General features: G+C 65.5%; 15 protein-coding genes and 1 pseudogene. 11 read left to right on the plus strand and 5 right to left on the minus strand.

Annotated elements, in window-relative coordinates:
- Nucleotides 1-17 precede the first annotated feature (17 nt).
- The 6 genes and pseudogenes from IX761_RS04880 (at nucleotide 18) to IX761_RS04905 (ending at nucleotide 8799) form a co-directional block, all read left to right on the plus strand.
- Nucleotides 18-4511, plus strand: a complete 4494-nt coding sequence (locus IX761_RS04880; RefSeq protein WP_194788501.1) for an NEL-type E3 ubiquitin ligase domain-containing protein — start codon at nucleotides 18-20, stop codon at nucleotides 4509-4511.
- 328 nt (nucleotides 4512-4839) lie between these two features.
- Nucleotides 4840-5394: a DUF4174 domain-containing protein gene (locus IX761_RS04885; protein WP_194788502.1), complete on the plus strand. Its 555-nt coding sequence runs from the start codon at nucleotides 4840-4842 to the stop codon at nucleotides 5392-5394.
- 169 nt (nucleotides 5395-5563) lie between these two features.
- Nucleotides 5564-5776 (plus strand): annotated as a pseudogene (locus IX761_RS04890) (EF-hand domain-containing protein); the annotation flags it as partial.
- A gap of 188 nt (nucleotides 5777-5964) precedes the next feature.
- Complete coding sequence (locus tag IX761_RS04895; protein WP_194788503.1) at nucleotides 5965-6798, plus strand: DUF692 domain-containing protein; 834 nt, start codon at nucleotides 5965-5967, stop codon at nucleotides 6796-6798.
- Nucleotides 6791-7492, plus strand: a complete 702-nt coding sequence (locus IX761_RS04900) for a DNA-binding domain-containing protein (RefSeq protein ID WP_194788504.1) — start codon at nucleotides 6791-6793, stop codon at nucleotides 7490-7492. Before IX761_RS04895 ends, IX761_RS04900 begins: the two co-directional genes overlap by 8 nt.
- Before the next feature lie 146 nt (nucleotides 7493-7638).
- Nucleotides 7639-8799, plus strand: coding sequence for a GGDEF domain-containing protein (locus IX761_RS04905; RefSeq protein WP_194788505.1), 1161 nt, complete (start codon nucleotides 7639-7641; stop codon nucleotides 8797-8799).
- 253 nt (nucleotides 8800-9052) lie between these two features.
- Here the strand turns inward: IX761_RS04905 and IX761_RS04910 are convergent, their stop codons facing one another.
- Nucleotides 9053-9964, minus strand: a complete 912-nt coding sequence (locus IX761_RS04910) for a LysR family transcriptional regulator (protein WP_194788506.1) — start codon at nucleotides 9962-9964, stop codon at nucleotides 9053-9055.
- A 289-nt stretch (nucleotides 9965-10253) separates the two neighbouring features.
- Here IX761_RS04910 and IX761_RS04915 point away from each other — a divergent pair, with 289 nt between their 5' ends.
- The 3 genes from IX761_RS04915 to IX761_RS04925 are packed head-to-tail and all read left to right on the plus strand — an operon-like array spanning nucleotide 10254 to nucleotide 13849.
- On the plus strand, nucleotides 10254-11558 hold the full coding sequence (locus tag IX761_RS04915; RefSeq protein ID WP_194788507.1) for an MFS transporter: 1305 nt from the start codon (nucleotides 10254-10256) through the stop codon (nucleotides 11556-11558).
- A 27-nt stretch (nucleotides 11559-11585) separates the two neighbouring features.
- Entirely contained in the window at nucleotides 11586-12827 is a 1242-nt protein-coding gene (locus IX761_RS04920) for a Zn-dependent hydrolase (RefSeq protein ID WP_194788508.1), read from the plus strand.
- Nucleotides 12827-13849: a histone deacetylase family protein gene (locus IX761_RS04925; RefSeq protein ID WP_194788509.1), complete on the plus strand. Its 1023-nt coding sequence runs from the start codon at nucleotides 12827-12829 to the stop codon at nucleotides 13847-13849. Before IX761_RS04920 ends, IX761_RS04925 begins: the two co-directional genes overlap by 1 nt.
- A 271-nt stretch (nucleotides 13850-14120) precedes the next feature.
- Here IX761_RS04925 and IX761_RS04930 read toward each other — a convergent pair whose 3' ends face one another.
- Entirely contained in the window at nucleotides 14121-15575 is a 1455-nt protein-coding gene (locus tag IX761_RS04930; protein ID WP_194788510.1) for a PLP-dependent aminotransferase family protein, read from the minus strand.
- Nucleotides 15576-16015: 440 nt separating this feature from the next.
- On the opposite strand from IX761_RS04930, the gene IX761_RS04935 reads away from it, so the two are divergent.
- Nucleotides 16016-17425: an amino acid permease gene (locus IX761_RS04935; RefSeq protein ID WP_194788511.1), complete on the plus strand. Its 1410-nt coding sequence runs from the start codon at nucleotides 16016-16018 to the stop codon at nucleotides 17423-17425.
- A gap of 3 nt (nucleotides 17426-17428) precedes the next feature.
- Here the strand turns inward: IX761_RS04935 and IX761_RS04940 are convergent, their stop codons facing one another.
- Nucleotides 17429-17608 carry a hypothetical protein gene (locus IX761_RS04940; protein ID WP_194788533.1) on the minus strand — a complete coding sequence of 60 codons (180 nt, stop codon included), beginning with the start codon at nucleotides 17606-17608 and terminating at the stop codon, nucleotides 17429-17431.
- A 252-nt stretch (nucleotides 17609-17860) separates the two neighbouring features.
- Between IX761_RS04940 and tam the strand changes: the two genes are divergently transcribed.
- The gene (tam, locus tag IX761_RS04945; protein WP_194788512.1) at nucleotides 17861-18637 is read left to right on the plus strand and encodes a trans-aconitate 2-methyltransferase; all 777 of its coding nucleotides are present in this window, start codon (nucleotides 17861-17863) and stop codon (nucleotides 18635-18637) included.
- On the opposite strand, the gene IX761_RS04950 is transcribed toward tam, so the two are convergent.
- Both IX761_RS04950 and IX761_RS04955 read right to left on the minus strand, forming a co-directional pair.
- Nucleotides 18614-18988: a DUF2784 domain-containing protein gene (locus tag IX761_RS04950; RefSeq protein WP_194788513.1), complete on the minus strand. Its 375-nt coding sequence runs from the start codon at nucleotides 18986-18988 to the stop codon at nucleotides 18614-18616. The genes tam and IX761_RS04950 overlap by 24 nt on opposite strands.
- A 15-nt stretch (nucleotides 18989-19003) precedes the next feature.
- Nucleotides 19004-20155 carry an acyl-CoA dehydrogenase family protein gene (locus IX761_RS04955; RefSeq protein WP_194788514.1) on the minus strand — a complete coding sequence of 384 codons (1152 nt, stop codon included), beginning with the start codon at nucleotides 20153-20155 and terminating at the stop codon, nucleotides 19004-19006.
- Between the last annotated feature and the right edge of the window lie 15 nt (nucleotides 20156-20170).

The raw sequence follows: 20170 nt of genomic DNA on the forward strand, positions 1-20170 counted from the left end.
ATCAGGGAGGACGGGCAATGGCGCCTGCACACGAGAAAACCATCGCCGAGCATTTCCAGGACCAGCTGATCGGCAACGCGTTGCCGGCATGGCTGCGAACAGCCACGCCGGAGCAGATCGACCTACTGCGCGCGGCCATGGTCGCCAGCCTGCAGGCGCGTGAACGCTGTGCCGCGCTGATGGCCAGGCTGCGCGGCGTCGAGGCGTTCACCCAGCCCCTGCTGCGACAGGCGCTGATGGATCAGCTAGGTGGGCTGGATGACCGGACCAGCAGCTTTCGGGTCGGGCGCAAGGAACCGGTCGTGACCTCCCAGCCAATCGGCTGGCCGGTGACCCAAGCGGTGTACAGCAACGTTTCGCTGCTCGAAGCGGCCTTGCGCAACTTCACCCAGGACGAGGCCCAAGGTCGGCAACTGGCCGGCAACCGGCTGGTCGACAGCGCTGGCAGGCCGGGCGATCTACCCAGCGCCCAGCGCTTCGCCGGGTTTTGCCGCACCCTGGACCTCGGCGGCCAGTACCAGCGGCACTTGGCCGATGTGCTGCAACCTGCGGGCGAAGCAGGCCGGCAGGTCATCGCGCTGCTGGCCGAGCATCAGCGTCAGGGGTTGCTGGTGGACGCGCACAGCGCTTGGATCAAGGGCACGATAGACCGCCAGGAACACCAGCTGCTGGTCGATCTGTGCGCAGGAGGGCCAGCATTGAAACTGCGCGGCGATCCCGTGCGGACCAGGCGCTTGCGCCTGTTGGGCTGCACGCTGGAGCAGATCGTCGTGCTGGATGCCCGCGATGAAGACTGGAGCCCGTTGTACACCTCGTCACGGCGGATCATCGCGTACATCCCAGGCGATCCGCTGGTGCCGCTGCGCGCTTACCCGAGCCTGCGCCACTTCGCCAACGACCTGGGCAAGCGTTTGCGCACGACTGCGTACCAGCGCTTCTTCAGCCGCTTCGTGCGCAGGCGTGACGGCCAGGCGTTCTTCTCGGCGGTGATCGGTGGCTATGCCGGGGTGAGCGATCTGGCCAACATCGACCTGCAGGAACACATGACCGACTGGGCCGCGCCGCTGTTCGACAATCTTGCCCGCTCACGCATCGAGCAGATCAAGGATGACGCCGCGCAGCTCGCCACGCCTGTGGCGCAGCTCGATCGCGAGGTTCAGTTGGCCCATGACCAGCGTCTGGCCGCAGAGGGCTGGACATTGCTCGGCCTGGCGGGGCTGTTCGTGCCAGGGCTTGGCCTGGCGTTGCTGGGGGTGGCCGCTTGGCAGTTGCTGGGCGAGGTCTTCGACGGCATCGAAGCCTGGCACGAGGGCGACCGCAGCGCAGCCCTCGATCACCTGTGCCGGGTGGCCACCGACCTGGCGCTGCTGGCAACCACCGCAACTGCGGTCACCGCCGTGCGGGCTGCATGGACCCGCGCCACGCTGGTCGATGAACTGCTGCCGGTCAGGTTGACCGATGGCCGGGTGCGCCTGGGCCAGGTTGATCTGGCCGATCACCCGGACGACACATTGCCAGCGCAGGCGTTGCGCGATCAGGCCGGTGTCTGGCAGTTGGCGGAGCGTCATTGGGTCCAGCTGGACCAGCGCTTCTATGCGGTCGAGCGGCAGGGCAGTGGCGAAGGCTGGCAGTTGGTTGCGCGCGGCGGCCATGCCCCGGCCTTGGTGGGCAATGGTAGCGGCGCCTGGCGCCTGTGGTCGGAGCAGCCACGGCAGTGGGACAGGCTGCGGCTGTTCCGGCGCCTGGGCATCTCCCGCTTTTACCTGGAGGACGAAGACATCGAGCAGGTCCTGCAGGCCGCCGACACCCAGGCCGAGCACCTGCTGGCGACGCACGTGCAGGGCACGCCGGTGGATGCGTTGCTGCGCGACTGTACTCAACACGCAGTCCTGGACGGGCGAATTCGCATCCTGGTCGCAAGCCTGCGGGGTGGCGAGCGAGTCACGGATACCACGGTGCTGGCCCATGCTCAGGCTTTGCCAGGGGCGCAAGGCCTGACCGATCAAGCGTTGGCAGAGCTTGCCTGGGCGCAGCGCCGGGCATTGCTCGAGCGCCTTTACTCCAGTATCCAGGACACCGAAAACACACAAGTGGCGATACTGCGGCGAGCCTTTCCCCGGCTGCCCCAGGTACTGGCGCAGGCACTGCTCGACACCAGTCAAGCCATCCTGCGCCAGCGCCTGGAAACTACCGGGCGTGTGCCGCTTGCGCTGGCCGAGGCGGCGCGCGACGCGTTATGGCGCAGCCGTGTGGCAAGGGTGTACGAAGCCTTTCATTTCGATACAGCGCAAACCCTCGACCTTGCCCGTGTCGCCCTCGGCCTGTTGAAGCATCTGCCGGGGGCAATGGGTGGCCAGGCCTGGCGTCTGTACGACGGTTTGCTCGCCACTGCACCCTTGCTGGAAACGGCTGCCGCCGACGATGCGCGTCCGTTGGAGCTGCTGCATGGCGTTGATGGTTTCCAGCTGTTCGACGGCCAGGGCAATGCCCTGACCTCGGCACCGGGCGAGCTGTTTGACACCCTGGCGGCGGGCTTCACCGATACCGAGCGTGATGCGCTGGGCGTGGGCGACCCGCTCGGGCATAACCTGCGGGTCTTGTTGGGGCGTCTGGCGGCCAGCGACCGTACACGGTTGGAGCGCCTGCTTGGGCGTGTGGCCGCACAGGGCTGGTTCCGTCCCCCGCAACGGCTGGCCGACGGGCGTGTGGGTTATCCCCTGAACGGGCGTGGGGCGGGGCGCGGTCGGCCACGGGCGCTGTACGCCATGGTTCGCGCGCTGTATCCGCTCTATGAGGACCTTGAGATCGAACACTGGGCCCGTCGGGTGCACGAGGCCGGGCAACACGTCGAAGCGCAGCTGGCACGTCTGGCTGCGGAGCTGTCGACCTTGCAGGCTACGCTGCGTGACTGGGCCGGTGTTGTCGGCAACCGGGCCGAACAGGGGGAGCGACGTCATTTCGCCGAAGCCCTGGTACGCGGCTGGCAACGCATGGGGCCACGGATCATCGGCGACAGCATCGAAGTGTCGGGCTATCGCCTCAACCTGCTGGGCATCAACCTGGAGTCGTTGCCTGAGCTGCCCGAGAGCATCAGCTTTGCCCACGTGCGCGAACTGTCGTTCCGGGGCATGGGGCTGCGCCGGGTTCCGCGTGCGTTCATGCGGGCTTTCCCCGGCCTGAGGGTGCTGGAACTCAGCGGCAATCGCCTCGAACGCCTGCCTGAGGGGCTCGATGGGCTTCGTGAACTGGCCGAGCTTGACCTGTACGACAACCAGATCGTCCTCGATACGGCACAAGTGAGCATGCTGGAACAGTGCGAGCACCTGCAGTACCTGAACCTGTCGTTCAACCCGCTTGGGCGCAGCTTCTCGGTGCGCCGCCTGGGCCGCCTGCGTAACCTCAACCTGCGCGCCGCACAGTTGCCGAGGCTGCCGACGGCCCTGCTGGGCCGGCTGGAACTGGTGATCGCCGACCTGCGTGATAACCGCATCAGCAGCTTGCCCGAGCGGTTCTTCCAGACGCCACTGTGGATCAGCAGCACCATCCTCCTGGAGGACAACCCGCTGGAGGAAGAGACCGCCCTGCGTTTCGAACTGCACATGCGCAGCCATTGGGCGGCAGGCGAAGGTGCGGCCGCTGCACCGGCTTCTGCACGCCAGCAGTGGTTGTTGGCCCTTGGCGACAACGCCAGGGCCGAGCACGGCGAGGATTGGGACGCACTGGAAGCCGAGGAGGGCGCCGCTGACTTCTTTGGCCTGCTCGGGCGCCTGCCGGGCACCAGCGACTATCGGCAACGGCCAGCAGCCCTGGCCGAACGGGTGTTCGTCATGCTCAGGGCCATGCGCGCCCACACCGACCTGCGTGAGGCACTGTTCGAACAGGCGCAACTGACCCTGACCTGCCAGGACAGCGTGGCGTTGAGCTTCAGTGGGCTGGAACTGCACCTGCTGGTGTGGCAGGCCACCGTCGAGGCCGGCGCGGGGGGCGAGCAGGCCGCGCTGCTGCACCTGGGCAGGCAACTGTGGCGGCTGGAGCAGGTTGAACGGATTGCCCTGGCGGATATCCAGGCCCGCGCGCGCGATGGGCGCGATGCCGACCAGATCGAAGTGGTACTGGCTTACCGGATTGGCCTGCGCGAAGCCCTGGACCTGCCGGCACAACCGGACGACATGGCGTTTGCCGACATTGCCAATATCGATGCCATGCAGCTCGACCAGGCCCAGGCGCAGGTGCTCGCGGCCGAGAACGACGAACGACTGGCCGATTCGCTGGTGGATCGCGAATTTTGGCAGCGGTGGTTGGAGCGAGCCCATGGCGAGCGTTTTGCAGCATTGGACGAGCCTTATCAGCAGCGCATGGCCACGTTGATGGACCAGGCACAGGGCGGGCCAGGCGGCGAGGGCGACTTGTTGACCCAGGCCGACCAGATACGCGATGAGCAGCAGGCTGCACGGCGGGTGCTGTTGCTCGAGCTGACCGAGCACGCATTGCGCGAGAGGGCAGACAAGTAAGGGGGCAGTGGCGAAAAAACTGATGCGAGCAGGAACCCTGGCGTGTGCAGGGCGATCACAGCAACCGCTTGGATCGCGTGGATGGGGGAGCCCCGCTCACAGTTATTGCTTACTGAATGTAAACGGGTCGGAGCCTGCATGTGCCGTCATGACGGCTCCAGCCATTGGCCCGTGGGCGCTTGGGCTATGCTCAGGGTGTCGCGCCGTGCTCAATCCCGGACATCGCAAGTTACTTAAACCTGCGATGTTGGCTGGGTCCGGTGGTTTAGGCTCGCGTGTCAGATTTTTCGCAAGGATCTGTAGTCTTGAGAATTCAAAGGAGATGCCCATGCTCGTCAGGTCACTGACCCTCGCCACCCTGTTCGTCTTGGCTGGCCCCGTGCTGGCCGCCGATGCCGATGCGCCCCTGGCCAAGGAACTGGGCAAGGCGCGGCCATTGGTGGTGATCGCCCCCAGCAGTGCCGACCCGACCTTGCGCGGCCTCAACCAGGCGCTCGAAGACCCGGCCACCAAGGCCGGCTTCACCGAGCGCGGGCTGGTGCTGTACAGCGTTGCCAACATGATGGGCAAGCGCGAAGACAAGAACCTCGAGCAGCAGACCACCATGGCCCTGATCCGCGAGCTCAAGTTGGGCGCCAGCAAGGGCACCAAGGTGATCCTGGTGGGCAGGGACGGCGAGCGTCACGTGCTCAAGGACGACGACAGCGGCGAGAAGCTCGACCCACAGGTGATCTTCAAGGCCGTCGATGAGCTACCGGCGAGCGAGAAGGCCGTCACGGCGCCGGAGCCAGTAGCAGTGGCACCGGCCGAACCCAAGGCCAAGGACAGCAAGCCAGGCAAACCGGCGAAACCCGCCGCGCCGCCCAAGCCACTGGAAGACTGACCGCTCTGGCTTGGCCCTTTGCACCTGCAAGGGGCCTTTCTCTGTATCACTGTGTATCTGCCTCCCCCCAGGACCGACTTCCATACAAAACACCGTTCGTCGCGATACACCCACGACACACCGCGACGTTTCAATGGCTCCACTTTCCAACCACAAGTGGAGCGACACCATGAAAACCACCAAGACTCTCGGCCTGCTCGGCGCCACCCTGTTCGGTGGCATGCTGCTGGGTAACAGCGCCTTTGCCGTCGAACCCCTGAGCCAGGGCTATCAGCTGGCCGCAGCCAAGGCCGCCGGTGAAGGCAAGTGCGGTGAGGGTAAATGTGGCGGCGAAGCCAAGGCCGGCAAGGCAGAAGGCAAGTGCGGCGAAGGCAAGTGCGGTGCCGAAGCCAAGGCCGGCAAGGCCGAAGGTAAGTGCGGCGAAGGCAAGTGTGGCGCCGAGGCCAAGGCCGGCAAGGCCGAAGGCAAGTGCGGCGAGGGCAAATGCGGCGGCGAAGGCAAAGGCAAAGCCTGATCCCCTTCGTACAGCGTGGTGCCTTGCGGCACCACGCGCTTTCTGGAGCCCGACTCATGAATCCGCAACCCCTGCATACCGGCCTCGGCCTGCGTCGCGGCTTGTTGCCCGAACTGCTGTCGATGCAGCCTGGGGCAGTCGACTTCCTCGAATGCGCACCGGAGAACTGGATCGGCGTGGGCGGTGTTTTCGGCCAAGGCCTGGCGCAGTTGGCCGAACGCTTCGCCATTGCCTGCCACGGCCTGTCGCTGTCGCTGGGCGGCACCGCGCCACTGGACCTCGATTTTCTTGGCCAGACCCGGCAGTTTCTCGACCGTCATCAGGTGCGCCTGTACAGCGAGCACCTGAGTTACTGCAGTGACGACGGTCATCTCTACGACCTGATGCCGATACCGTTCACCGAACAGGCCGTGCGCCATGTCGCCGCGCGCATCCGCCAGGCCCAGGACGTCCTGGGGCGGCGCATCGCCGTGGAGAACATCAGCTATTACGCCGCACCCTACCAGGCCATGAGCGAGCTCGATTTCATCCGCGCGGTGCTCGACGAGGCCGACTGCGACCTGCTGCTGGATGTCAACAACGTCTTCGTCAATGCCTGCAACCACGGTTACGACGCCGAGGCGTTTCTCGCCGGCATCCCCCGTGCGCGGGTGGTCGGTATGCACGTGGCGGGGCATTACGATGAGGCCGAGGATCTCAAGGTCGATACTCACGGTGCCCCCGTCAAAGAAGCGGTCTGGCAGCTGTTTGCCCAGGCCTGCCAGCGTTTCGGCGTGCAGCCGACGGTACTCGAGCGCGACTTCAACTATCCGCCGCTGGACGAACTGCTGGCCGAAACCGCGCATATCCGCGTCTTGCAACAGTCCCATGGAGCGCCTTGCCATGCCTGAGACCCTGCGTGATCAACAGTTCACCCTGGCCCGGCACCTGCGCGACCCAGCCGCCAATCCGCCTCCGCCCGGCATCGAGGAACGGCGGCTCAAGGTGTATCGCGAGCTGTTCTACGGTGCCATCGAAGGCCTGCTGGCAGGCAGCTTCCCGGTACTGCGGCACACCCTCGGCGAGCAGCGCTGGCATGCCCGGGTTCGGGATTTCTATGCCAACTATCGCAGCCAGACGCCCCTGTTCACTGAAATCGCCGAAGCGTTTATCGACTACTTGCAGGGCATCGACGCCGATGCACCCTGGCAACTGGAGCTGGCGCATTACGAATGGGTCGAGGCGCAGCTGTACCTGAGCGATGCCCAGGACCCGGCCCATGATCCCGACGGTGACCTGCTGGCGGGCGAGCCTTTGCTGTCCTGTGTAGCGCGTGTGCTGGCCTATCGTTGGCCGGTGGAGCGCATCGGCCCGGACTTCCAGCCGAGCGAGCCACCCGAGGCGCCGACCTTGTTGCTGGTGTATCGCGATATCGACCTGCAGGTACGTTTCGCTCGCCTGGCGCCGCTGGCCTGGCAGTTGCTGGTCGGCTTGCCTGGCACTGGCCGTGAGCGCCTGCGCGCGCTGGGCAAGGATGAAGCGGATGGCCTAGCGCTGCTTGAGCAACTTCGCGGGCAGGGGATCATCGTCGGAACCCGCATTTGATCCCAGCCCGCTCATTGACGGCGCATTTGATCGAATAGTCGAATCGGACGGGTGCCATCATTTGAATGGCACTGACACCTGCCAAATCCCCTGTGAACGCATACAATTCCTCACCTTGGAAAAGTAAGACACAGGCTGCCCCACTCATGGCGTTCGACGCGTCCACCATCCTCACCCTCAGCATCGCCCTTGCGGCCGCCTCCGCCCTGTACCTGGCGGTGGAGTGGCGCAGCGTGCGCGAGTCCTCGCTACTGTGCTGGAGCGCCAGCTTCGCCATCATCAGTGTCGGCTCGTCGCTGGCGCTGCTGCGTAGCAGCGGCTACCTGTTCATCGGGGTCTGGTTCGCCAACGGCATGCTGATTTCAGCCCACTGGCTGTTCCTGCTGGGGGTGTCGCGCTTCACCGAAACACGCCTGTCGCGGGTGTGGTACCTGGCCATTGCGGTATGGCTGGCAATGTTGCTGTTGCCGGACTGGCCAACCTGGTCCAGGACCTTGCTGGTGGTGCAGTCGTCGTTGATCGCATTGTTCACCCTGCAGGCCAGCTGGTTGCTGCGGCCCCATGGCAAGTCGCTGGGCGTGGGCGCTACGCAACTGCGTGTCATCCTGCTGATGCACGGCCTGTTCTACCTGGCCAAGACCCTGCCGGCGCTGATCCCCGGCACCGTGCTCGACCTGGCCGCGTTTCGTGGCCAGATCATCCAGGTGTCGCTGGTGGAAGGGGCGATGGCGATCATGCTGATCGCGCTGTCGATGACCGGCACTGTGCGCAATCGCCGCGAAGAGCGCATCGAGCACCTGGCCGCGCGCGATCCGCTGACCGCGCTGTACAACCGCCGCGCCCTGGAGGTGCGTGCCCCGGCGTTGTTCAAGGGGGTTTCACCCGAGCGCCTCGGCGCCTTGCTGCTGATCGACATCGATCATTTCAAACTGGTCAACGACCTGCACGGGCATGCCGCCGGTGACCGTCTTCTGATCGCCCTCAGCGAGATGATCCGCGCGCTGCTGCCGGAGCGGGCGATTGCTGCGCGTCTTGGCGGCGACGAGTTCGTGATCCTGCTCAGCGACGCCTCGCGCCCGCACATCGAAGCGCTGGCCGCGGCGCTGCGCCAGCAGTTCCAGCACACCGCGGCGCACACCTGCGCCACCCCTGAAGCGGTCACCCTGAGCATTGGTGCCCATCTGTTCGACCACCCACCGGCCAGCCTGGCGGCGCTGATCGAGCAGGGTGATGTGCTGCTGTACGCGTCCAAGCGCGCCGGGCGCAACAGCCTGCAATTGATGGAGGGGTCGCGCAGCATCGTGTAATGGCGTGCGCTTTTTCAGCGTACCACCACCCAGACCGCGCCATTCTCGAGGCTTGCAGTGTACCTGTAGGAGCGGCCTTGCCGGGGCGCCGGACCGGTCGGAATGGGCCGCAGAGGCGGCCCCAGCGATCTTGGGCGTACTCGAGATCCTGGGGGCGCTGCGCACCCCGTTCGCGACACAAGGCCGCTCCTACAGAAGACCTGTGCAAGACAATTGCCCCCACAGGTGCCGTAAAACGGTCGGTTACGTGCACCTAGGAAGCCAGGCTTTGCTGCAGCGCGTCGATGAACACACTTTCCGCCCGGCTCAGGCGCTGGTCCCGGTTCCACAGCAAGTGGATGTCCACATCGGCGATCCCTTCCAGCGGCGGTAGCTTCCACAACAGGCCCGCCGCCACATCCGCCGCCACCACATGCTCGGGCAGGCAGCCGATACCAAAACCGGCGATCACCAGGCGGCGAACCTCTTCAAGGCTCGGTGACGAGGCGACGATACGCCCGGCAAATCCCTGCTGGTCGCGGAAGATGGTCAGTGGCGAGAGCATGCCGCCGATCTGGTCGCTGGTGAAACTGACGAAATTCTCCCGTTGCAAGTCGCCCTGCTGCTGGCCGAACAGGGCATGGTGCTTGCCGCAGAAGAACGCGTAGCGCTGACGCAGGAACAGCCGCTGCTCCAGCCGCGGCTGCGGCCGACGATTCAAGCTCAGCCCTGCGGTGGCGGTTTTTTCCTGAAGTGCGGCGACGATGTCGGAGCTGCGCATGACATCGATCTCCAGCTCCACCCGCGGGTGCTGGCGGTGGAAGTCGGCGAGCAGGTCGTCGAAGCGCGCGCAGACGATGCGGCTGATCATCAGCAAGCGCACCTTGCCCACCAGTTCGTCCGTCGGTTGCTCCAGCAGGCCACCGATCTGCGACATCTGTCCATACACCTCACCGGCCAGCGCAAATAGCTGCTCGCCCACCTCGGTGAGCACGAAGCGCGGCCCGCGACGGGCGATCAGCTGGCGCCCGAGCTGCTCCTCCAGGCGCTTGAGCGCCTGGCTCACGGCCGGTTGCGTCAAGTGCAGGCGGGCGGCGGCGCGGCTGATCGACAGCTCCTGGCCGATCACCCGGAAGGTGCGCAGGAGGTTCCAGTCGAGGCGGTCGTTGAGCAGGCGGTCGGGCATGGCGGGACTCGATGATAAGCACGGCTAATACTGCGAATAATAAATAGAAAATTGACTAATCATAGGGGCGGGCCGATAAATCGCAGTCAGCGAAGGTTGTGTCAGTCCTGTCGGCGGCGCCTCCTTCGCGGGTAAACCCGCTCCCACAAGCTCAGTGCCAGTCCTGTGGGAGCGGGTTTACCCGCGAAGGGCGCAGCACCGAACCATCCGGCTACCGCCACTGAAGCGCCCCAAGAGCGCCCAGGATTTCAACAACTCCTGCCAGAACAACAAACAAAGGAGCCACCCCATGAAGCCCGCCGCTTCGCCTCAACCGCGCCGTGCCGCCGCCGCCGCGTTCATCGGCACCATGATCGAGTGGTACGACTTCTACATCTATGCCACCGCCGCCGCCCTGGTATTCGGTGCCTTGTTCTTCCCCTCCGACAACAGCCTGTTCAGCACCATGGCCGCTTTCGGCACCTTCGCCGTGGGGTTCTTCGCCCGGCCGCTGGGTGGCCTGGTCTTCGGCCATGTGGGTGACCGCATCGGGCGCAAGAAGTCGCTGGTGATCACCCTGCTGATGATGGGTGTGGTCACCGTGGGTATCGGTTTGCTGCCGACCTATGCGCAGATCGGCGCCACGGCGCCGGTGCTGTTGATCCTGCTGCGGATCGTCCAGGGCATCGCTGTGGGCGGCGAGTGGGGCGGGGCGGTGCTGATGGCCGGCGAACATGCCCCCAAGGGTCGGCGTACTTTCTTCGCCTCGTTCGCCCAGCTGGGTAGCCCGGCCGGCCTGATCCTCTCGCTGCTGGCCTTCGGCGCAGTCACCCGGTTGCCTGAGGAAGAACTGATGAGCTGGGGCTGGCGTGTACCCTTCCTGGCCAGTGCCTTGCTGTTGCTGGTCGGCCTGGCCATTCGCCTGGGGGTCAACGAATCGCCCGAGTTTCTCGCCAGCCGCGAGCAGGCCGAAAAGGCCACGCGCAAGGAACAGGCGCCGGTGCTGGAGGTGCTGCGTACCGCCTGGCGCCCGCTGCTGCTGTGCATCGGCGCCAACACCCTAGGCATCGCCGGGGTCTACTTCACCAACACCTTCATGATCAGCTACACCACCCAGCAGTTGCACCTGGAGCGCTCGCTGATCCTGGAATGCCTGTTCTTCGTGGCGGTCATCCAGTTCTGCGTGCAGCCCATGGCCGCGTGGCTGTCGGAAAAAATTGGCGCCACCCGCTTCCTGGCCCTGATGGCGCTATTGGCCGTGGCCTCGCCCTACCCGATGTTCGTGCTGGTCAGCAGCGGCGAAGGGCCGTTGATCGTGCTCGGCATCGCCTTGGCGGCGGCCTGCATGGCCTCGTTCTACGCGGTGATCGCCGGCTACGTCAGCGGCATGTTCGACACCCGGGTGCGCTACACCGCGATCTCCATGGCCTACCAGGTGTGCGGCGCCATCGCCGGCGGCCTGACGCCGCTGATCGGTACCTGGCTGGCCCATGGTTTCCCCGGCCAGTGGTGGCCCATGGCGCTGTTCTACAGCCTGATCGCCACGATCTCCCTGGTGTGCGTGCTGGCCCTGGCGCGCCAATACACCCGCAGCCAGCAACTGGAACTGGCCTGATATCGCGAATTCTCTGGAGTACCTGCAATGTTGAAAAGCAATGGCGAGCGCCTGTGGGCGAGCCTGATGGCCATGGCCGAAGTCGGCGCCACCGCCCGTGGCGGCAGCTGCCGCCTGGCCCTGAGCGACGAGGACAAGGCCGGGCGCGACCTGTTCAGCCACTGGTGCCGCGAGGCGGGCTTGAGCCTGAGCGTGGATGGCATCGGCAACCTGTTCGCCCGCCGCGAAGGCACGGACCCCGAGGCCGCCCCGGTGATGATGGGCAGCCACCTCGATACCCAGCCCGAAGGCGGGCGGTTCGATGGTGTCTACGGTGTGCTGGCCGGGCTCGAAGTGGTTCGTCGTTTGAACGATCTGGGTATTCGCACCCGCAAACCGCTGGAAATCGCGGTGTGGACCAACGAGGAGGGCGCCCGCTTCACCCCGGCCATGTTCGGCTCGGCAGTCTTTACCGGCACCTTGCCGCTGGAACAGGCCCTGGCTATCCGCGATGCCGATGGCATCAGCGTCGCCGATGAGCTCGAGCGCACCGGCTTTGCCGGTCAACGCAAGCTCGGCGGTGAAGTGGATGCCTACTTCGAAGCCCATATCGAGCAAGGCCCGATCCTCGAAGACCACGCCAAGTGCATCGGCGTGGTCAGTGGTGGCCAGGCCATCCGCTGGCTCGACGTGACCGTCGAAGGCATGGCCGCCCACGCTGGCACCACACCGATGCCGCTGCGCAAGGACGCCTTGTATGGTGTGGCGCCGATGATCCAGGCCATCGAGCAGTTGGCCGCCGACTACGCCCCCGAAGGCCTGACCACCGTCGGCGAACTGAACATCGCCAAGTCCTCGCGCAATACCATCCCGGGGCTGGTGCGTTTCACCGTTGACCTGCGCCACCACCGCGACGAGGCCATCGAGGCCATGGAGCGCGATGTCGGCCTGCGCTTGCAGGCCATCGCCAAGGCGCGCGGCTTGCGTGTCACGCTTGAGCGCCACTGGGTCAGCCCGGCCACGCCCTTCGATGCCCAGTGCGTGGCAGCTGTGCAGCAGGCCGTGGATGGCCTGGGCTACAGCCAGCAGGCCATCGTCAGCGGTGCCGGCCACGATGCCATCCTGCTGGCGCGCTACTGCCCGACGGCGATGGTGTTCATCCCTTGTGTCGGTGGCCTGAGCCACAACGAAGCCGAAGACGTGCTGCCCGACGACGCCCGCCAGGGCGCCGACGTACTGCTCAATGCCGTGCTGGCCCGCGCCGGCCAGGCCGTAGAAGGAGACGCCTGATGCGTTGCTATTTCCACCCCGAACAACTGCTGCATCATCCGCGCAGCTACTACTCGCGCGGTGCCATGCGCACCCCGCAGGAAGTGCCCGAGCGTGCCCAGCGCCTGTTGCAGGCGGCCAAGGGCCTGGGCTTCGACATCCGCCAGCCCGCCGACGCCGGCCTTGCGCCGCTCAAGGCTGTGCATGGCGAGGCCTACCTGCGCTTTCTCGACGAGGCCCATGCGCGCTGGAAGGAGGTGCCCGAGGACTGGGGTGACGAAGTGATGTCGAACATCTTCGTCCGCGAACCCAACGCCCTGCGCGGGATCCTCGCCCAGGCCGGCCGCTACCTGGCCGACGGCAGCTGCCCGGTGGGCGAACACACCTGGCGCTCGGCCTACTGGTCGGCGCAGAGCGCCGTCGCCGCGGCCAAGGCCATTCTCGACGGCGAGCCCGCCGCCTATGCCCTGTGCCGCCCACCTGGGCACCATGCCCGCTACGACGCCGCCGGTGGCTTCTGCTACCTCAACAATGCCGCTGTCGCAGCGCAGGCCCTGCGCAGCCGGTACAGCCGGGTGGCGATCCTCGATACCGACATGCACCACGGACAGGGCATCCAGGAGATCTTCTACGATCGCAACGATGTGCTGTATGTCTCGGTGCATGGCGACCCGACCAACTTCTACCCCGGCGTGGCCGGGTTTGAGGACGAGCGCGGCAGTGGCGCGGGGGAGGGGTACAACCTCAACCTGCCCATGGCCCATGGCGCCAGCGAGGCCGATTTCATGGCGCAGCTGGAGGTGGCGCTGGATGCCGTGAAGGACTTCGGTGCCGAGGTGCTGGTGCTGTCGCTGGGCTTCGATATCTACGAACTGGACCCGCAGAGCAAGGTGGCGGTGGCCACCGAAGGGTTCGCGCGCCTGGGCGAGCAGATCCGCGCGTTGCGCTTGCCTTGCTTGATCGTGCAGGAGGGGGGGTATCACCTGGAGAGCCTGGAGGCGAATGCGCGGGCGTTCTTTGCCGAGCCGGCAGACTGGAGGTAACGGCGCGGTACAAAGCTAACACGATCCCCGTAGGAGCCGGCTTGCCGGCGAACACCGGCCTAGCCGGTGCCACGCACCGTGGTGCCCGATTCGCCGGCAAGCCGGCTCCTACAGGTTACCCCGCAAGCCTTGAGAATGGCGCGCTCAGGGTGTGCGGACCGCCAGCGATGCGCCGCGCGGGCGGCGCTCGATTTCAAGAGCGCTACAAAAACACCGGCAAGCCCCTGGTGGCCTTCACCCGATACCCCGACAGGCGCCGACAGGCCAACACCTATCCCGAGCGATGCATCCCCGCAAGCGAGGCGCTGCCCGCGCGCCGCACATGCTTCACCAGCACCTTCTCCAGCAACTCCCACATCGCCGGATCCGTACTGAACGCCACATTGAAGCGCATCCACCCGGTCGCCTTGGCATCGACCATGAACAACTGCCCAGGCCCGAGCATGATGCCTTTCTCCAGCGCATCGTCGAGCAACGCCGCACTGTCCGGGATCGCCGGGTGGCGGGTCCAGATGTACATGCCTTCATCCGACTCGATGAACAGCTCGAACCCCAGCCGATGCAGGTGCCGGCCCACTTCCTGATGCGCTTCGGCCAGGCGTTGGCGCAGGCGTTTGAGGTGCTTGCGCCAGCGGCCGTCGATAATCGCCGCGTACACCACCCGCTCCATCACCTGCGAGGTGGTCAGGCCCGAACGCATCTTCAGGTGCAGCAACTGCTGCATCAGCTCAGGGTTGGCCATCAGGTAGCCGACCCGCACGTTGGGCGAGATGCTCTTGGAATAGCTGCCGACATACACCACCTGCTGCAAGTGGTCGAGGCTGGCCAGGCAGGGCAGCGGGTCGGCGATCATGTCGGCGTACAGGTTGTTCTCCACCAGCCGGAAGCCATGCTGGCTGGCCAGCTGCAGCAGGCGGTGCAACTGCGCCAGCGGCGTGCGCGAGCAGGTCGGGCTGTGCAGGTGCGGCTGGGTGAAGAAGGCCGTGGGCGTGTGGTGCGCCAACAGTCGTTCGAGCTGGTCGAGGTCATAGCCGGCCGGGGTGCGCGGTACCCCCACCAGTGTCGCGCCCTGGGTACGCAGGATGCTCATCAGGTTGGGGTAGCCGGGGTCGTCCACCAGCACCACGTCGCCGGGGCGTACCAGGGTGCGCACCGCCAGGTCCAGGGCCTGGCTGGCGCCGTGGGTGAGCATCAACTGCGCCGGGTTGGCCACGATCGACAGTTCCTGTTGCAGGTTCTGTGCGGTCAGTGCGCGCAATTCCGGCAGGCCCATCGGGTCGCCGTAGCCGGACAGTTCCAGCGGGCTGCCGGCCACCTGGCGCAGGCCACGGCGCAGGCCTTCTTCGTACATCCAGTCATTGGGCAGCCAGCCGCAACCCGGCTTGAATGGTAGCTGGCGGGTCTCGAAGATCTGTTGCAGGTACCACTCGGAGTTGAACGTCGGGCGGCTGCTGTCGGCTTCGACATTCTGCACCTCCAACAGCTCGTTCGCCGCACGATTGACGAAAAAGCCTGCATTACCCTTGCTCACCAGCAAGCCCTGTGCCACCAGCCGGTCGTAGGCTTCGACCACGGTGAAGGTGCTCACCGAATAGGTGGACGCGAAGGCACGGATCGACGGGACCTTCGCGCCGGGCTTGAGGGTCTGGTTGTCGATCAGCGCGCGCAGCCCGTCGATGATCTGATTGACCAGCGGGGTTGAGGAGTCCGGGTGTAGCTGGAGCATTCGGGGTGCCTTCGGGGGTGCGTAACGCCAAGCGCCGGCCGGGAATTCGGGGTGTATTGCATCGGCGGCCTGTACAGTGCAGTGCAGATTTCGCACCGCTGTGCATGGCTCAAAGTGTTCGACATTTTTACATTACGTGTCAGAAATCGCCAACACAGCACGAACCAGCGTCATGAATAATCACAAAATCGCTGCTTTACCGTCGGGGTTCGCCTCGCACCTTCTTTCTGCCCGGTCGGCCGCCTTTGGTTCGGCCCCAGCATGGTTCAGTTCGTCCAGAGGGTTACCTCTGGCCGCGTAAGCAGGCCGCCACGGATGGCCTGCGTGTGCTCGTGCACACCTCCCTGCCCGCATTTTGCACTGATGTACAGGTGAGACCGATAACCATCGGGGTTTCACAGTTTTTCCTTGGATAAAAAGAAGCACGGGGTAAATAACTGATGGACGCAACATCCACATCCACCACCGCGAACGGCGGGCATGAGAGCAAGCTCAGTGCCTCGCTCAAATCGCGCCACCTGACGATGATGTCCATCGCCGGGGTGATCGGCGGCGCACTGTTCGTCGGTTCCGGCAGCGTCATCCACAGCGCCGGCCCGGCAGCCGTCCTGGCATACCTTGCTGGCGGCATCCTGGTGGTGCTGATCATGCGCATGCTCGGCGAAATGGCGACCTCCTCGCCGGACACCGGCTCGTTCTCCACCTACGCCGACCGCGCCATTGGCCGCTGGGCCGGTTTCACCATCGGCTGGCTGTACTGGTGGTACTGGGTGATCCTCATGGCCTGGGAAGCCTACGTGGCGGGCAAGATCCTGCATGGCTTCTTCCCCGACGTCAGCGTCAACGTGTTCGTGCTGGCCACGACCCTGCTGCTGATCACCGTCAACTTCTTCAACGTCAAGCACTACGGCGAGTTCGAGTTCTGGTTCGCGCTGATCAAGGTGGTGGCGATCGTCTGCTTCCTGGTGGTGTGCACCGCGGCGGTGATGAACGTCTGGCAGTTCGGTGAAGTGCGCGGTATCACCCACCTGACCGCCGAAGGCTTCATGCCCAATGGCATCACCACGGTGATCGGTGCGCTGCTGGGGGTGATGTTCGCCTTCCTCGGTGCCGAGATCGTCACCATCGCCGCTTCCGAAGCCAAGGATCCGGCCACCCAGATCGTCAAGGCGACCAACTCGGTGGTGTGGCGGGTGTGCCTGTTCTACGTCGGTTCGATCTTCCTGATCGTCTGCCTGGTGCCGTGGAACGACCCGCAGCTGGGCGTCTCCGGCTATGGCGCCTACCGCCGCACCCTGGAGCTGCTGGGCGTGCCCTATGCCGAGCTGCTGATGAACTTCGTGGTGCTGACCTCGGTGAGCAGCTGCCTGATCTCCGGCCACTACACCGCCTCGCGCATGCTGTTCTCGCTGGCCCAGCGTGGTGACGCGCCGCGCCTGTTCAAGTTCACCCGCACCGGCACCGGCGTACCGGTGAACGCGATCATCGGTTCGTGCCTGGTGGCCGTGTTCTGCGCGCTGATCAACTTCAGCGACACCCTGCGCCCGAAAGACGTGCTGGACACCCTGATGAACACCACCGGCATGATCGCCCTGCTGGTGTACCTGGTGATCGCCTTCTCGCAGCTGCGCATGCGCCGCAAGCTGATCGCCGAGGGCAAGGAAGTACGCCTGAAGATGTGGCTGTTCCCGTGGCTGACCTACCTGGTGATCGCCTTCATCGTTGCCGCCCTGGTGACCATGGCCTTCATGCCTGACTACCAGATCCTGGTGATCTCCACCGGCATTGCTGCCGCCGTGGTGGTGGCCATGGGCGTGGTGCACCAGATCCGTAGCGCCAAGCAGCACTAAGCGTCATTCGCTTGCCAAAACGGCCGGCGTCCTTGTGGACCCGGCCGTTTCGCGTTGCTGGACCGGGGTGTTTTCCGTCGGCATGTGAAACCGCTGGTTCATCCAGGGCGAGCCGAGCAGGGCGGCAGCAGCGATCAAGGCGAGGATGGCCAGGACGAGGAATGTCTTCATGGGGGCGCGCATACAGGAGGTGACTGCCAGCATAGGTGATCGGTTCCGATGCGATGGGCCCAACTGAATTTGCGAGACCTCTGTAGGAGCGGCCTTGTGTCGCGAAAGGGGCGCAAAGCGGCCCCAGACTTCAGCGATGTACCAAACATTGCAGGGCTGCCTTGCAGCCCTATCGCGGCACAAGGCCGCTCCTACAGGCGATAGGGTCCGCGCAGCCGATACTTGGCGTATGCTCCACCCACTGCCCGCCAAAAGGAGCCGCCCATGGCCTGGTCCGCCACCCAGTATTCGCTGTTCGAAGATGAACGTACCCGCGCTGTGCGCGACTTGCTGGCCGCCGTCCCCCCACGCCCGGTGCGCCATGCCACCGACCTGGGCTGCGGCCCCGGCAACTCCACTGAAGTGCTGTTGCAGCGCTGCCCGGACGCCCAGGTGACTGCGCTGGACAGCGACAAGGACATGATCGACAAGGCCCGCGAGCGCAAGCGCCTGCATATCCCGCGGGTGCGCTGCGAGATTGCCGACATCGCAGGTTGGTCCGCCCCCGAACCGCAGGACCTGATCCTGGCCAACGCCTCGTTGCAGTGGGTGCCCGACCACGGTTCACTGTACCCGCACCTGGTGCGCCAGCTCAGCGAGGGTGGCAGCCTGGCCGTGCAGACCCCCGACAACCTCGACGAACCCGCCCACCGGCAATTGCGCGAGATCGCCAGCCAGGGGCCCTGGGCCGAAAGATTCGCCGATTTCAGCTTGCCGCCGCGGCACAACGCGGCGTTCTACTACGACCTGCTCAGCCCGCTGTGCGCGCGGGTGGATGTGTGGCGCACCACCTATCACCACCCGCTGCCAGGTGGCGCCGAGGCGGTGGTGGAGTGGTTCAAGGGTTCGGCGTTGCGGCCATACCTGGCGCGGCTGGAGGAGCAGGAGCAGGCAGACTTCCTGCAGCTGTACCTGCAAGCGATGCAGCGCGACTACCCCGCAGCCACCGATGGCAAGGTGCTGTTGCCGTTCCCGCGGTTATTCGTGGTGGCGACGCGCTAGGCGCCAGAGCACGTAGCCATACACGCCAAGGTTGAGCGCCAATACCAGGGCGCCGAGCCACAGTTGAACCCCCGGGGTCAGGCCGGCGGGGTAGATCAGCGGCCAGATGTAGTGCTCGACGAAGCCGCCCTGGTAGCCGGCGCTGCCAGCGGCGGCGCGCATGCGGTTCTCCCAGTCGGTCAGCGGGCATTCCAGGTGCAGCCCCTCCACGGCCAGGCCCCAGGCCAGGGCTGGCAGGTGGACCAGCAGTGCGCGGCGGCGCCAGAGCACCAGCAGGCCGCCGAACAGCACCAGCAGGATGAAGCTCAGGTGGAGCAGGACCAGCGCATCAGCGGCCAGGCGATAGGTCATGACGCCCCCTGGTCCTCACAGTGAATAATGCTTCAGCTCCCGGGCAATCAACATTCGCTGGATCTCGCTGGAACCCTCGTAGATCTGGGTGATCCGCGCATCCCGGTAATACTTCTCCACCGGGTAGTCCTCCAGGTACCCATACCCGCCATGCACCTGGATCGCCATCGAGCACACCCGCTCGGCCATCTCCGAGGCGAACAGCTTGGCCTGCGAGGCCTCTGACAGGCACGGTTTGCCCGCCGTGCGCAGGCGCGCGGCATGCAGGATCAGCAAGCGCGCGGCGTTGAGCTGCACCTGCATGTCCGCCAGCAGGTTGGCGATGCTCTGGTGCTCGTTGATTGGCTTGCCGAACTGAATCCGCTCGCGCGAGTACGCAAGCGCCGCCTCGAACGCTGCACGGGCGATGCCCAGCGCCTGGGCAGCGATGCCGATACGCCCGCCTTCGAGGTTGGACAGGGCGATGGCCAGCCCTTTGCCACGCTCGCCCAGCAGGTTGGCCGCCGGAATGCGGCAGTTGTCCAGGGTCACGGCGCAGGTGTCGGAGGCACGGATCCCCATCTTGTGCTCGCTGCGGTCGACCTTGAACCCCGGGTTGTCGGTGGGCACCAGGAACGCCGACAGGCCTTTCTTGCCCAGCTCAGGGTCGGTCACGGCAAACACGATGGCCAGCTTCGCCCGGCGGGCGTTGCTGACGAACTGCTTGGCACCGTTGATCACCCACTGGCCCTCGATCAGCTCGGCGCGGGTGCGCAGGTTGTGGGCTTCGGAGCCCGCCTGGGGTTCGGTCAGGCAGAAGCAGCCGATCACTTCGCCGCTGGCCAGCTTCGGTAGCCAGGCCTGCTGCTGTTCGGGGCTGCCATAGGCCAGCAGCGGGCCGCAGCCCACCGAGTTGTGGATGCTCATCAGCGCCCCGACGGCGCCATCGCCGGCGGAGATTTCCTCCACCGCCAGGGCATAGGCGACATAGTCGGTGTAGCTGCCGCCGAACTGCTCCGGCGCGACCATGCCGAGCAGGCCCAGTTCGCCCATCTTGCGCACCACGTCATCATCGATCCAGCCGGCCTTCTCCCAGGCCTGGGCATGCGGTGCGATCTCGCCGCGGGCAAAATCCCGGGCCATGTCGCGGATCATGATCTGCTCTTCGCTCAGTTCCAGGTCTTGCATCTGCGTACTCCCGGG

Origin of the sequence: Pseudomonas sp. UFMG81 (genome assembly GCF_015354575.1) — a bacterium.
Lineage (GTDB): Bacteria > Pseudomonadota > Gammaproteobacteria > Pseudomonadales > Pseudomonadaceae > Aquipseudomonas.